Source organism: Sphaerochaeta pleomorpha str. Grapes (assembly GCF_000236685.1).
In the GTDB taxonomy this organism is placed as follows: domain Bacteria; phylum Spirochaetota; class Spirochaetia; order Sphaerochaetales; family Sphaerochaetaceae; genus Sphaerochaeta; species Sphaerochaeta pleomorpha.
The window spans coordinates 2,472,239-2,485,235 of record NC_016633.1; the positions used below are offsets into that span (position 1 = coordinate 2,472,239).

General features: G+C 44.6%; 12 protein-coding genes. 3 read left to right on the plus strand and 9 right to left on the minus strand.

The window, feature by feature from the left end; translation table 11 throughout:
- Genes SPIGRAPES_RS11260 through SPIGRAPES_RS11270 form a run of 3 tightly spaced genes read right to left on the minus strand, consistent with a single transcriptional unit; the run spans window position 1 to window position 3,570 of the window.
- Complete coding sequence (locus tag SPIGRAPES_RS11260) at window positions 1-1,170, minus strand: glycosyltransferase family 4 protein (protein ID WP_014270877.1); 1,170 nt, start codon at window positions 1,168-1,170, stop codon at window positions 1-3.
- The gene (locus tag SPIGRAPES_RS11265) at window positions 1,167-2,327 is read right to left on the minus strand and encodes a glycosyltransferase family 4 protein (RefSeq protein ID WP_014270878.1); all 1,161 of its coding nucleotides are present in this window, start codon (window positions 2,325-2,327) and stop codon (window positions 1,167-1,169) included. The genes SPIGRAPES_RS11260 and SPIGRAPES_RS11265 overlap by 4 nt, the downstream gene beginning before the upstream one ends.
- Entirely contained in the window at window positions 2,308-3,570 is a 1,263-nt protein-coding gene (locus SPIGRAPES_RS11270) for a glycosyltransferase family 4 protein (RefSeq protein WP_041384633.1), read from the minus strand. Before SPIGRAPES_RS11270 ends, SPIGRAPES_RS11265 begins: the two co-directional genes overlap by 20 nt.
- A 166-nt stretch (window positions 3,571-3,736) precedes the next feature.
- On the opposite strand from SPIGRAPES_RS11270, the gene SPIGRAPES_RS11275 reads away from it, so the two are divergent.
- The 3 genes from SPIGRAPES_RS11275 to SPIGRAPES_RS11285 all read left to right on the plus strand — a co-directional run bounded on the left by SPIGRAPES_RS11275 (window position 3,737) and on the right by SPIGRAPES_RS11285 (window position 6,502).
- Window positions 3,737-5,056: a sensor domain-containing diguanylate cyclase gene (locus tag SPIGRAPES_RS11275; RefSeq protein ID WP_014270880.1), complete on the plus strand. Its 1,320-nt coding sequence runs from the start codon at window positions 3,737-3,739 to the stop codon at window positions 5,054-5,056.
- 11 nt (window positions 5,057-5,067) lie between these two features.
- Window positions 5,068-5,637 carry an Lcl domain-containing protein gene (locus SPIGRAPES_RS11280; RefSeq protein WP_014270881.1) on the plus strand — a complete coding sequence of 190 codons (570 nt, stop codon included), beginning with the start codon at window positions 5,068-5,070 and terminating at the stop codon, window positions 5,635-5,637.
- A gap of 193 nt (window positions 5,638-5,830) precedes the next feature.
- Window positions 5,831-6,502 (plus strand): pentapeptide repeat-containing protein, encoded by a 672-nt coding sequence (locus tag SPIGRAPES_RS11285; protein ID WP_014270883.1) that lies wholly within the window; start codon window positions 5,831-5,833, stop codon window positions 6,500-6,502.
- 59 nt (window positions 6,503-6,561) lie between these two features.
- On the opposite strand, the gene SPIGRAPES_RS11290 is transcribed toward SPIGRAPES_RS11285, so the two are convergent.
- From SPIGRAPES_RS11290 to SPIGRAPES_RS11310, 6 genes are all read right to left on the minus strand, one after another.
- The gene (locus tag SPIGRAPES_RS11290) at window positions 6,562-7,449 is read right to left on the minus strand and encodes a fructose bisphosphate aldolase (RefSeq protein ID WP_014270884.1); all 888 of its coding nucleotides are present in this window, start codon (window positions 7,447-7,449) and stop codon (window positions 6,562-6,564) included.
- Between the two features lie 125 nt (window positions 7,450-7,574).
- Window positions 7,575-9,263 carry a GGDEF domain-containing protein gene (locus tag SPIGRAPES_RS11295; protein ID WP_014270885.1) on the minus strand — a complete coding sequence of 563 codons (1,689 nt, stop codon included), beginning with the start codon at window positions 9,261-9,263 and terminating at the stop codon, window positions 7,575-7,577.
- 157 nt (window positions 9,264-9,420) lie between these two features.
- On the minus strand, window positions 9,421-9,552 hold the full coding sequence (locus tag SPIGRAPES_RS17470; protein WP_281047883.1) for a hypothetical protein: 132 nt from the start codon (window positions 9,550-9,552) through the stop codon (window positions 9,421-9,423).
- 50 nt (window positions 9,553-9,602) lie between these two features.
- Window positions 9,603-10,907 carry an RluA family pseudouridine synthase gene (locus SPIGRAPES_RS11300; protein WP_014270886.1) on the minus strand — a complete coding sequence of 435 codons (1,305 nt, stop codon included), beginning with the start codon at window positions 10,905-10,907 and terminating at the stop codon, window positions 9,603-9,605.
- A gap of 23 nt (window positions 10,908-10,930) precedes the next feature.
- The gene (locus SPIGRAPES_RS11305; protein ID WP_014270887.1) at window positions 10,931-11,656 is read right to left on the minus strand and encodes a creatininase family protein; all 726 of its coding nucleotides are present in this window, start codon (window positions 11,654-11,656) and stop codon (window positions 10,931-10,933) included.
- A gap of 46 nt (window positions 11,657-11,702) precedes the next feature.
- Window positions 11,703-12,950 carry an MFS transporter gene (locus tag SPIGRAPES_RS11310; protein ID WP_014270888.1) on the minus strand — a complete coding sequence of 416 codons (1,248 nt, stop codon included), beginning with the start codon at window positions 12,948-12,950 and terminating at the stop codon, window positions 11,703-11,705.
- Window positions 12,951-12,997: the final 47 nt, after the last annotated feature.

Consider the following 12,997-nt stretch of genomic DNA (forward strand, 5'->3'; position numbering starts at 1 on the left):
CTATTTGCCCTTTTTGTTCTGTTTTAGCGCATTATCAAAAATAACCATGGTTTGTTCAACCGTTTTCTCCCAGGAATATAAACCAGCCCAGGCAAGGCTTTGCGCAGAGAGCCATTCCCTGGTTTCTGTGTTTTCCAATACCTGCATCATTGCTTTTTTTATCTGCTCACAACTCGAAGGATCGAAATGGGGAGTATGGGGACCGCTTACTTCGGGAAGCGAGGCAGCATCAGAGGTAATAACAGGCGTGCCACAGGCCATGGCTTCCAGCACAGGCAACCCAAATCCTTCAAAGAAAGAGGGTAGGACAAACAATTCTGCACCCCTATACAGGTCGGCTACATCTGCATTGTCAATAAAACCCAAAAATTTGATATCCTGGGAAAAAGGGGAGGTTTGTGCGACAGCATGGATCTCGTCTGAGCGCTCACGGTCGGGGCCGGGGAGAACCAGTTGGTATGCAGTGGAAGTCTCTTCACGGAACAGATTAAAGGCCTTGATAAGGTTTACATGGTTTTTTCCTGGATGTTCAAGCCGGGAAATATAGAGGATGTAGGGTTTTGAGATAGAGAATTTTTCACGCATCCTGTCTTTGATAACCTTGCGGTCTTTTCCTGGAAAAAATCGATTGCTATCTGCTGCAAGGGGAATAACAGTTACCCGCTCTGGGGGAACCTGGGCAAATTTAATGATATCATCTTTGGAAAACTGGCTTACCGTTATGATGCTGTCCAGCCTTCTGGTAAGAAAGGGCAGCATATTTCTATTAAAGACTGCATGGGAAAAATCATATTTGTTCTTGAGGTGCAGGGTTGCAAGGTCGTGAACAGTCCCGATACTGGGGCAGGGCGCCCAGCCACAGATTCTTCTGTTTGCAGCAGGTAGGAACAAGAGGTCATAGCCCCTTTCCCTACAGATTTTTGGAAGCTTGAATTGATTCCAGAAGAAATTCTGCATGGGGGAATTGTCCGCATTTTCTACCTGGTACCAGGAAATGTTTTTCTTTCCCTCAAGATAATAGTCCCTGTCTTTTTTCGGTCCTATCAGCTCGAAGGAGTAGTTTTCTGCATAGGGTGTTTTTTCGAACCGATCAAGGAGTTCCCTGAAATAGCTTCCGATACCTGAACGTCCGCAATCAGTTCCGAAACTGGGACAGCCGATTTTAATCATAGGTTTCCCCCCATCAGTATAGTTTCAAGTCTCTCGCAATAGGTAGCAAAGGAGAAAGCTGTTTCAGCTTTCCTAAAACCCGCCATCCCAAATTCTCGGGCAAGTTTTTTGTCTTGGAGTAAAATCAACATCTTGTCGGCAAAGGCCTGGGCCTCTGTCGAGGGAGCCAGAAATCCTGTTTTACCATCTTCAAGCCAGTCGGGGATTCCCCCTACCTTACTCGCTACAACGGGGCGCTGGCGTAACATCGCCTCGACCCCGACCATGCCAAACGGTTCCGGCCAACGCGAAGGAACGACAACAATCGATGCATTGTCATAGAAAGAAACCAATTTATCGTGGGAAACCCAACCGATAAATTTCACAACCTCTGTCAGCCCCTCTTCCTGTACAAGTGTCTGGAGATTTTCCAAATCGTTGCCAGTCCCGAGAATTTCGAGGGTAACTGGAAAGGGATATCTGTTTTTCAAGAGAGCAAAGGCCTTGATGAGGGTGTCTACTCCTTTTCCCCTGATTAACTGCCCTACAAACAGTATCGTATTTTCTTTTGGAAATTCTTTTGGGGGCTCTGCAAAAGGAGCGATGCACGGTGGGAGCAGGGCAATCTGGCCATCGGAGAATCCATTGCGGAGCAACTCACCTTTCATGTAGTTGCTTCCTACGATCAACGTATGCAGTTTACGGTTTTCATTCAAGTCATTGAGTTTGTTCCTGATAGAAGTAAACGCAATTCCTTTAGGGCCTCTCTCGAGAAAAGCCAAATCGAGATAACACCCAATTCCAGCTTTCTTGGTACATATTTTATGGGATAGGGCATAATATTTGTGCCTGCGGGGGCAATAAAGGTCATGGTCATGGATCATTCGGACAATGGGGATGTTTTTAGATACTCGCCTTACACTTTCTATATCGTCGAATTTATGTACATAGATTACCTCAGGTTTCGTCTGTGCCAGTATCGAATCCAAGGGAACTGTGCCCAGGTTCCACGTCGATGTAAACAATGCATCGAAGCTTTGTTGTTCAACTGCTGAATTTTTCTGGCATGCAAAAAAGCAGATATGACCCCTTTCTGTGAGCCCCTTGGTTGCCAATGCAATGTTTTGTTCGACTCCCCCGAAGTAACCCCCTGTCGTATTAAGAAACAGAATTTTCATTGATACTCCTATAGATTGTCTCAAGACGACTCGTGATGCTATCCCAGCTATAGGATTCCTTTGCAGTCTTTAGACCCTCTTCCCCAAGTTTCTTTCTTAGTTCAGGGTTTGCTGCGAGATTGCCTAGCACGGATGAAATACTTGATGCATTGTCCTCTGGTGCCTCAGGGTCAAAGAACATTCCATCCTTGCCCTCCGAGACCAAGGAGGTCAAACCTCCCCGCTGGGAAACTGCAACGGGTTTTTCACTGGCCCAGGCTTCAAGGACTACCATTCCGAACGGTTCATGCAGGGAGGGTAATACGAAACAGTCAGCACTGTGGTAGGCATCGACTAATTCGGTGCTACTGTAAGGAATTCCCCCGATAAGGGTGATTCTATCCTCTACGCCCAAGGCTTTTGCCTCAGAAGTAAGGGTAGCGACATATTCCTTGCTGGTTATATGGCCGAGAAAAACCAGATGTGCATTGGGAATTTTTTTTACCATGGAGGGGAGTTGCCTGACCAAACCCAGCTGGTTCTTCTGCACATCCAGTCTTGCAACTGTCAAAAACACGAACCTATCTTTGCCGATACCATGGAGAGATCGAAAAGAAGGTCCATTGCCGTATGCAAATCGGTCGATATCGACACCGTTGGGCAGATACTCGACTTGTTTGTCAGGGAATTTCTTTGACATAGCCTCGTATTCATCTTTTCCGACACAGATGATGGCCGCAGCATCATTCAGAACGCGCCGGGACCCTACCCATAAACCAAGGAGTTTTCCCCATTCCAAGGTCCCTTTGGTAGGTTCGGTCCAGGTTTCCTGTTCTTCCTTGGGGACGGCAAGGTTTCCCCCGTGCAGGGAAATGACATACGGGATATGCTTTTTCAGTGCGCAATACCTTACAATTCCGCCAAGGCGTTTGCCTGTGTCCAGATGGATTACATCGACATCCTTGGTTTTCTGCAGGGCGTGCATCAGTGAAAAAGAAAAAAGGTTCCCGGCTTTTTTATCAAGCATTGCCCTTGATTTCTTTGATAGCCCAATATACGGGTAGCTATACGAAAACCGTCTTATTGGAATGCCCCTATATAACTCAAACCCTGTAGTATCGAGTGCCTTGGATGTAAAGATTTCCATCTGGTAGCCTTTTTTTTCAAGGCGATAGGAGGTTTCGGCTATGAAAGTCTCAGAGCCTCCCCATTCATCGGTTACGAAACGGCGTGGAACATGGATAATACGCATTTTTTTGTCCATTTGAGTCGATTATATATGATGTATACAGCATTTGCTAGAAATGTATTCCCAATGATACCTAAAAAAGTACGTATATTTAGAAGTGAATTCCCTATTCTCTTACATATTTAATTGACAGACCTACCTTTGAACAGGAATAATAAACCCTGAAAAGGTGAGTATATACATGATTGATTCTATGCGTATTATAGTGATAGCGGAAAAAACTGGGGTAAAACAATCGGTTGTTGAAATCCTTGGGCAAACAGTCAGTACGATTACCTGCGTTGATGCCATGGCTGATGGTTTATTGGCTGTCAAGCGTAACCATTATGATGCAGCTATCTTATCCAATGATATGAAGGATTACTATTCAACAGAGAGTATGGTTAAAAGCCTGCAGGAAGTAGGTTCAATACAATATATTGTTTTGATTTCAGAATTGGAGAAACCTGTTATCGCTGGTGATAATAAACACCTTCAGTCTATGCTGATAGAATCACCCAACGCTGCAGCTACAGAGATTACCCAGGTCCTTGAGGCATTGAGTACCGTAATGGAGCGGGGTGTACCCTTGCAGAAGGATTCTTTCCCCACCGGATCCGAGGAACAGGGAGAGGTTGCCCTTTTTGATAGCGTTCCCACCGGTTTGTATCGTATTGACCTTGAAGGGAATTTCATAGATCTGAATAAAACCTTTGTGGCCATGTTCAGGGCTTTGAACCCTGATGTCCTTCTTTCCGATAATTATTTCTCTATGTTCAACGATCCGGATGAAAAACATACCTGGCTGGATATTATCAAGAGAGATAATATTATCCATGGTTTGATTTATGAAATCGAACGATATGATGGACAGGTAATCTGGGTTAGGGATACGGTACGTGCTGTGCTTGATTCCAGCGGGAAGCAGAAGTATTACGATGGTTCCGTAGAAGACATCACCTTCCAGAAAAAGCTTGATGATAAGCTCTCATTTCTAGCAACCCAGGATATTTTGACTGGTTTGCCCAACAGGAACTTCTTCCAGGACCAGGCAAAACTTACCATCTCCCAAGCTCGGTACAACGAAGACTTGGTAGCGTTCTTGGTTTTGGATCTGGATCATTTTTCCGTAATCAACGAGACCTATGGATATAAAACCGGTGACCGGATTCTTCAGATTGTGGCAAGCCGAACAAAAATCCAACTGAGAAAGAGTGATTTGGTTTCACGTCTTGGTAGTGATAAATTCATTGCCTTGCTCAGCGGCATACGAAACAGAAGAGATGTGCTGGCAATTGCCAAAAAGATAAACCAAGTATTTTCCATGCCTTTTTCTGTGCTTGACAATGAGATTTCGATTTCGGCAAGTATCGGAATTTCCTTGTTCCCTGAACATGGTGATGATATAAACACCTTGATCAAGCGTGCTGAGATTGCAACCTTTGCAGTCAAAGAACGGGAACGTGGTGGATATATGATTTATACTGATGTCATCCATACCTCATATGACGATGAGAAATAGGAGGAAGGCAATTGATTGATTCCAGAACTGGAAAATATAGTATTCTTCTCATGGTTCTGGTCTTTCTTTGCAGCGGTGTCGTCTTTTCACAGTCTGCTGAGTATCTTGTCGGGCAACCTGGACCTTCCGGTGGATTGGTGTTTTATGATAAAGGAGAGAAGACAGATGGATGGCGCTATCTGGAAGTTTCTCCTTTTTCCGTGCAGGTAATGCTCCCCTGGGGGGTAGTACCGCTAGATACCCCCACCAATTCGAACATTGGCTCAGGAAAGTCCAATACAGAGCATATAGCGGCTATGCAAGCGAACAGCCAGGAACCTCCTACCGCAGCCGGTTATTGTGCAAACTTGGTTTTCAATGGCTATTCGGATTGGTTTCTTCCTTCAAAAGAGGAACTACAGCTATTGTACCTGCAATATTCCACCAATCAACTTGGGGAATTCATGGCTCTAGGCTATGGGTATTGGACCTCTACCCAATATGATCAAAAGAAGGCTTGGGCCCAGGGGTTCTATGCAGGGGTGCAAGGAAGGATAGGGAAAACCGAATTGTTTCTCGTACGACCCATTCGCTCTTTCTAGAGTGAAGTTGGGAGAATCTTCTTATGGAAATACCGGTTTTGGATTGTGATTCTAGCAATTGCCAGGTAAAGAATCTTTTTGATATAGATGTAGAGGATGGCTGGAAGGGTTTCTCTAATGTCGGGATTTTATCAAAGATTTCCTACACCTAGCATTCTATTTCAATGCCTGAGAAAGACAAAGGTGCTTTTAGATGAAACAGAGGCAAGAAACCTCGATAGAAATGACTTCCCTGGAAGTCTGTGATACTGTTGGGACGTGCTTACAAGAGAGCCGAGAAGGTGACCTTACCGTTTCTTTCAAACATTTTTATCAGGCTTGTTTCAGTGATGCCGATTTATCGGGACTTTCTTTTTCCCAGGTAGTATTCCAAAACTGCACGTTTGAGCAAACCCAGTTTGAAAATGCTTCCTTTATCGATGTACGGTTCGATACCTGTGATTTCTCAAACAGGAATTTCTCAGACAGCCTGTTCCGTCGTTGTGAATGGATTGATTCAAAGGGAGTAGGTGCCAATTTCACCGATTGCAGGTTTCTGCAGGTTTCCCTTTGTGGATGTAATTTACGGCTTTCAAATTTCTCCTCTGCCAGACTCGAACAGTGTTCGATGGATTCCTGTGACTTCACCGAGTCTTTTTTCAATGCTTGCCAATGCAAGAACCTTGCTCTTGAAGCATCAAATTTCACTGGGTCGGACTTTTCTTATGCTGCACTGAAAGGTCTGGACTTTTCCAATTGTGAATTCTCTGCTATCCATGTCTCGCAACATGCCACAGAATTAAAGGGTGTCATCGTAAACACCTACCAGGCTGCCGATCTTGCAAGGTTGTTGGGGATAGTCATAAAAGATGCCAGTTTGCTATAGTTTTAAGCGATAATAAGATCAGGCTACGCATCGTTTTGATACATAGCCCGATACTCTTGCTAGGTGATGGAAGCCTCATAGATTGATTGCACAGAGGCCTGGAGTATTTCATTGAAGTCTTTCTCTGATTGCAACGAAGTCAAGCCTTGGGCCAAGGCACGGGAGAAGCTTGCAATAAGGCCTTGGTTTTTTGCCAATAGTCTGTTTGCTTCTGCCTGGCTATAGCCTCCCGATAATGCAACCACCCGAATGACATGTGGGTCTTTCATTAAATCCGAGTAGAATCCTTCAACGGTGGGTATGGAAAGTTTGCACATGATCAAGGTATCTAGGGGAAGTGTCGAAAGGTGCCTGATTATTTCCGCTTTCAGTATTTTCTCTGAGGCTTCTTTGTCTTTGCTGGTTATATCTACTTCCGGCTCAATAATGGGGACAAGGCCTTTTTCGGCAATCTGTTTTGCAAGGGTGAATTGTTGGTCGACGATTGCTTTTATTCCCTTTTCATTGGCTTCTTTGATCATGGAGCGCATTTTGGTTCCGAAAATATGTTTTTCAACTGCTTTATCTAAAAGCCTGTCCAGTTTTGGAATCGGATTCATCAATTGCACCCCGTCTTTCAACTCGGCCAATCCCTTGTCGATCTTCAAGAAAGGGACGATTCCTTTTTTGTCCCAGAGATAATCTGCAGTGAAAAGACCATCGATGGTACGATCCATCGTATTCTCGAAGAGTATCGCCCCTAAGATGTATTTGGAGGAAAATGCAGGGCTTGTGATGATTCTTGTCCGCATCTTATGCACGAGGGTAAACATTTGTTCATCATTTGCATAGGAATCCTCGGGAATGCCGTACTGGAGCAAGGCTTTTGGTGTACTTCCTCCGCTCTGGTCCAATGCTGCGATAAATCCCTTGCCGGTCTGCATACGACTCAACTGTTCTTTGTTCACATGGTCCTCCCTTCTGGTTCTGATATAAATGTACTCGCGTCTTTGGTATAAATCCAGTAGATACCTGATGTTCTTATTTATATAACAGTAAGGGATGGGAAAAAGAGGTACATCCTTGTAGCAAATTATCTTTGCACAATGGCAATTGCACTGGCTTGTTTCATTCTGTTTTTACAGATATACATCGAAGAATCTGCCTTGTGGATGATGTTTGAGAATTTTTCCTTCTTCTTTGGAATGAAAATCGAATAGCCGACAGCTACACTGGAGCCATTTGCAAACTTTGTATTCTCTATCTCATTTGCAAGTTTTTGCAAATGGTCTTCAGTTGTTTTGGTAATGAGACATACGAATTCATCGCCCCCGATTCTATAGATTTCTGATCTGCTCGGGGCTAATTTTTCTATTTTATGGGAGAAGTCCTTGAGAATTCTATCACCTTCCAAATGTCCGAGGGTGTCATTGATTTCCTTGAGGTTGTTGATATCCATTAATAATACACCAATTACCTCTGCATTTGTTTTAGTATCCATGATGGTCTGTATTCGTTTTTCATATGCACTACGATTGTTCAGACCGGTAAGGGAATCGGTATAGGCCATTTCAAGGAGCATTTGCTCTTTGAATTTACTGAGGCTCCCTTCTTTGATTATGCGAGCGCTATGCCAGAAGAGAATGACTCCACTGAGGGTCATGCCAAAATGGAGTATCACTGCATTGCGCAAAATGATTCCCAGAAACAGCAATAATTCCTCGGCGCCAACAGAGATAATCAAGATAAGTATAGCAACCAGAAATGAGCCCAATGCTTTGTTGCCTTTGCAATAATCGATAAAGGAAACCATAAAAAAGGCTAAAAGATAAAGTCCTAAAGCCAACCCGGCATAGAGAAGCATATCTGTATACTGTACCAGTCCCAATATCTGGAGGATTCCACCCACTACATACCCAATGGGGAAAATAATGGATACGTTGCACAGCTTCTTTTCCCAAGGTCCTACAAAATAGGAGATGCATACGAATTTCGATAAGAAAAAGGGGAGCAGATATAGTGCGGCCATACTGAGATTCATAGGAACTGCAGGGTTTCTTATAATGAACAGTTTACTACAACTTTGGGTAAACACCCAGGAACCCAGGGCAATTTCAATCCATCCGAAATAGAAAAGGTTGTCCCGTTCCTTGCCTTTTTTAAGACCGAGGGAAACCAGGAAACAGATTAGCCCTAACAGGATAAAGGAATACCCGAAAACAAGTGAAGGCCATTCCTTTTGTTGTTCCAGGAGGACAGATGCTTTGCTTCCCAGTTCTGGAATCCGTATATTTCCTGCAAACGAATTGTTGGAAGAAAATTCCATCTTAAGGGTAATTTCTTTTCCCCTTGTCCAGTTGGGTAAACGAACGAAATGGGAAAAGCCCCCCCCGTAAACAGGTACTTTCCAGGGAGATCCAGTGGCATCGAAACGATAGAGACTTTGGCCCTCTACCAGTAATTCAAGGGAACACATTCCTGTCTCGATTGCAAAGCAGGTGTTGTTGTTGGGATATTCCAAAGGCAGCGTACGTGTTGCCAGGGAGGTTTTCCCTTTTACATCCTCCTTGATCGAGTATGGCAAGGTAATGTTTTCGGCAACTATGGTTCCATCGACAGAAATTGTCCAGCCTGAATCAATTGCAATATTTTTTTCATTTTGCAATGGTTCTGTCTGGAGAAAAGAGTCAAATAGTATGCAAATCGAAAAAACAATAATTACCAATCCGATAATCACCATTTGAAAAGAACGTTGGGTAGGTTCTGGCTTTTTAATTGGCACTGATACTAATCTCCCCATATAAAACACCAATAGCATAGCATATAATTACTTAATTAAAAACATTAAAAAAATTGGGCAACTTCTAAGTGGATATGGACTGCTGTATTACCAGTGTATAAATTGGGAGAATCGGTTGTTTTAGCTCTTTTTTAAGCTATCAGAAGATTTTCCTGTTACGCTGGAATAGGGCCCTAAGATCTTTGGCTGCAGAAAAAACATCTGATTCCGATACAAGGGCAGAGACCACGGCAACCCCTGCAATGCCTATACTGGCGCAAGAAGGAATCATTCTGCGATGCAGCTTCCTGGATTGTGGTAAGTGTATTACAGGAAATCTTTTCAGAACTCAGGCAAGCTTTCGAAAGACATTGGTTCTTGGGTGACCGGGTGGATAAAGGAAATCCTATATGCATGGAGCAGCATGCGCTGTCCCTGTTCCCGTTTCCCATAGAGACGATCTCCGATAATGGGATGAGCCAGTCCCTTCTCATGGGCACTGTGGACCCTTAGCTGGTGGGTCCTTCCTGTCTTAGGTGAAAAGAGGATTCTGGTTGCCAAGCGTTTTTCCTGAAAATACTCAACGCCCAGTTTTTCCCATTGGGTTATTCCCCATTTTCCTCGGTTTTCGTCATAGATCTGGCGGGGTCTGTTTTCTGTATCAAGGCGGAAAGGTAGCTCGATTAGTCCCGATTGTGAACGTATGAGTCCTTCAAGCAGGGCAATGTACTGCTTTTCGACCTTCCCATCCATGAATTGGATAGAAAGATTCCTGTGGGCCCTCGCTTCCAGGCAAAGTACGAGTAACCCAGAGGTGTCCATGTCGAGGCGATGGACTGCCGGTTGGTTGATGCAGTCAGGAAAAAGCCTTTTTATTCGGGTCTCCACGCAATCCTGCATATCTTCTCCCCGGCCAGGGACAGAAAGCATGCCTTCTTTTTTATTCACGACAAGAAGATTTTCATCGCAGTAGACAATATCGAGTCCCAGCATATGTTTTAACAAGGGTTTGCATTTGTCGTCGCAAGGTCCGTAGAACTGTTTGTGCTCCTTGGTAAGCGAACGATTGGCCTTTCCATAATAGAACTCAGCCATACTTACAGGTTGGAGATGATGCGAAAAAGCATAATGCAGGAGTTTGGGGGCACAGCAATCCCCTGTACCTGTCGGAGGCAGTTTTTCCCCGAATACTTCTTCAAGGGTAAGGATACTCTTGTCTATGCAACAGAATCTGTAGGAATCATAGATTTCTTGAAGGCAGGCTTGGGAAAGACCCTTACGCTTTTCTTGCAGGGAAAAAGCCTCTTTTCCTGTTTCAGCTAATAGTTTTTGGGATAATGCATGAATCTGGCTATCATATTTTGAGACAATGGCTGTGAACTGAGAAACCTCGCAGACAGGTGGAACCCATCCGGGGATAACCCACTTGCCATCATATTGACCTGAAAACGCCTTGAGAATGACCTCGTTCCCCTGGTTGTCCTGACAGACAAGAACCCCAAACATTTGGCCTCTTGCAGGGCCGAAGAGGTATTGTGTAGATATAAGTCTTTCGCTTTCGAAGTCAAGGCAACCAAAGGTGTCAAGGTTGTCTTGCAGGGCCTTGCAGAATTTTTCGGCTTGCTTGGCTGGAAATGGGTTGTTCATGAATATTCTATCCTTGCCTGTAATTAAAGCAGACCTAGTGCTCCGAGTCTGGTTTCCAATGATTCGAGCGTTTTGGCCAATAATTCCTGCCCAAAGCCCGGACTACTATCTCGGGGATCTTCCCCCCTTACCCCGAGCGGCCATTCGGTTTTTTCCTGTGGCAAGCGGTCAAGGTCTACCAGGTCGGGGCGAAGGGCAAGCATAAGGGAGGTTTCGTTCTTTCCTGCATGGTCTGCCTGGGTTAGCCAGGTTCCAGCTTCGAAATCACGTAAGGGGGAAACGAGAAGCAAATCAAATTGTTTCTCCCAGGTATCAGCCATCTCACTCCAAACCTTGCGTGAAGGTCCATGGCCATCTGCAACGATACAACGGAAACCGGCACGCTTTGCCATTTTCAGTATCGATTCCACAACCAAGATAAACAGTCCCTTCGAGACATAGTAACAACTTCCGCTCAGCTGTCGGTTGGGTTGGGTTTCCTTTGCTTTATCCATTCCCATCAAAGGATAGGCTGTACCGTCACCGGTTATGCTGTCGGGACCTATGAAGAGCGGGGGGAATACGATTCCCCCGCATTCCCTGGCAGCAATTTGGAAGAGGCCCTTAGCCTGTATGAGATCAGCTCCCAGGGCATTGTGTGGCCCATGCCATTCCAGAGTCCCAAGGGGAAGGTATCCTATGGGATGTTCTTTTAGCCTTTCAGCAAATTCATGGGGAAGCAATTCCTCGTACATTACCGAATTATTCATGGTACTGTATAGTTTCTCATTCAACGGGGAAATCTGCAAGAGGGTGTCAGGCTCTCGCCTCGGCTTCCTTTACAACTACTTCTCTCATAGGGGTTTTGATGGTGAGGGCAAACAGCGTATTTATCAGTCCCAGAATTCCCGAAAGGGTAAAAAGCATCTCGATTCCTACTTGCTGCCAGATATAGCCTCCCAGCAAAGCGACCATGACACTGATTAGGTGGTTTACCGAGATTCCCGTGGTGATGGTTGCCGTCATTTCTTCCTGGGTTGCTGCGATATCCTGGACATAGACTTTGGAAGCCATACTTGCCATCGAGATGATGGAATCGAGGACAAAGTTAACACAGACAACGATAAAGGCAACGTCTGGACTGAATAATCTGTGGGCATACCCATAGAAGAAACAGACTACCATGAGTAAAAGCGTATCGGTTACCATGATGAACTTATACCCGAGACGGTCGATCAGTTTTCCGATGACCGGGGCCAAAAGCATCCCAAACCCTGCACAGATTGCAAGCAAGAGGGCAACGAGAGATGTATCGGCACCATAGAAAAGAATGAGTACATAGGGAGCGAATGTAAGGAATATTTGTTTTCTTGCCCCATAGAAGATTTCCAACATATAGTATTTGGAGAATTTTTTGCTGAAATAAATCTTACTCCGCTTTACCGGTTTTCCCTGGTCTTTGATGGCAAGGGCTATGATGGCTGAGCAGACGAGCAATAACGTAGCAATAAAAAATACTGTCTTGAAGCCAACGATTGAGTCGTCTGGGATTCCCATCTTGCCAAGGACAGCAAAAATTACCGTTACTACCAAAAAACCGATAATATTCCCACCATTGCTGATACTGGACATGAGGCCGAGCGAAGCCCCTCCCTTTCCTTGCTTTGCCATATCGAGCGACATGGAACTCTTGATGGGCATGGTAATATGTTCGCCGGTGCTGAAAATGACCATGAACAGAATGACAACGGCTTTGGATGTACCGATCAAGAGTAATCCCAAGGTTCCCAGGAGCATGATTGCCGTGCCGATCTTAAATACCTTTGACTCAGAAAAACGATACATGGCAGCGAGTATGAAAACAAGGAACAATCCTGGGAGTTCCCTGAAGAATTCTACGATTCCCCGTTCGAATTTGGAAATCTGGATTATCTGGGCAAGATAGTTGTCTTGAACGCCCCGATAGAAGCCATAGGCAAGTCCTGAGAAAAGAATGACCAAGAGAAATTTATTTCGCCTGGAATCGCTTTTGTAAATGGAGTTCAATCTTTCACGTATAATCATACGAATGAATATGGTTCAATAGGTGTTATATTGTCAATTGAACGGAG

Excerpts from the sequence above, each read along its gene's own strand:
- SPIGRAPES_RS11275 (WP_014270880.1), top strand. The coding sequence starts at position 3,737 with ATGATTGATTCTATGCGTATTATAGTGATAGCGGAAAAAACTGGGGTA.
- SPIGRAPES_RS11260 (WP_014270877.1), bottom strand. The coding sequence starts at position 1,170 with ATGATTAAAATCGGCTGTCCCAGTTTCGGAACTGATTGCGGACGTTCA.
- SPIGRAPES_RS11300 (WP_014270886.1), bottom strand. The coding sequence starts at position 10,907 with ATGAACAACCCATTTCCAGCCAAGCAAGCCGAAAAATTCTGCAAGGCC.
- SPIGRAPES_RS17470 (WP_281047883.1), bottom strand. The coding sequence starts at position 9,552 with ATGATTCCTTCTTGCGCCAGTATAGGCATTGCAGGGGTTGCCGTGGTC.
- SPIGRAPES_RS11305 (WP_014270887.1), bottom strand. The coding sequence starts at position 11,656 with ATGAATAATTCGGTAATGTACGAGGAATTGCTTCCCCATGAATTTGCT.
- SPIGRAPES_RS11265 (WP_014270878.1), bottom strand. The coding sequence starts at position 2,327 with ATGAAAATTCTGTTTCTTAATACGACAGGGGGTTACTTCGGGGGAGTC.
- SPIGRAPES_RS11270 (WP_041384633.1), bottom strand. The coding sequence starts at position 3,570 with ATGGACAAAAAAATGCGTATTATCCATGTTCCACGCCGTTTCGTAACC.
- SPIGRAPES_RS11285 (WP_014270883.1), top strand. The coding sequence starts at position 5,831 with ATGAAACAGAGGCAAGAAACCTCGATAGAAATGACTTCCCTGGAAGTC.
- SPIGRAPES_RS11310 (WP_014270888.1), bottom strand. The coding sequence starts at position 12,950 with ATGATTATACGTGAAAGATTGAACTCCATTTACAAAAGCGATTCCAGG.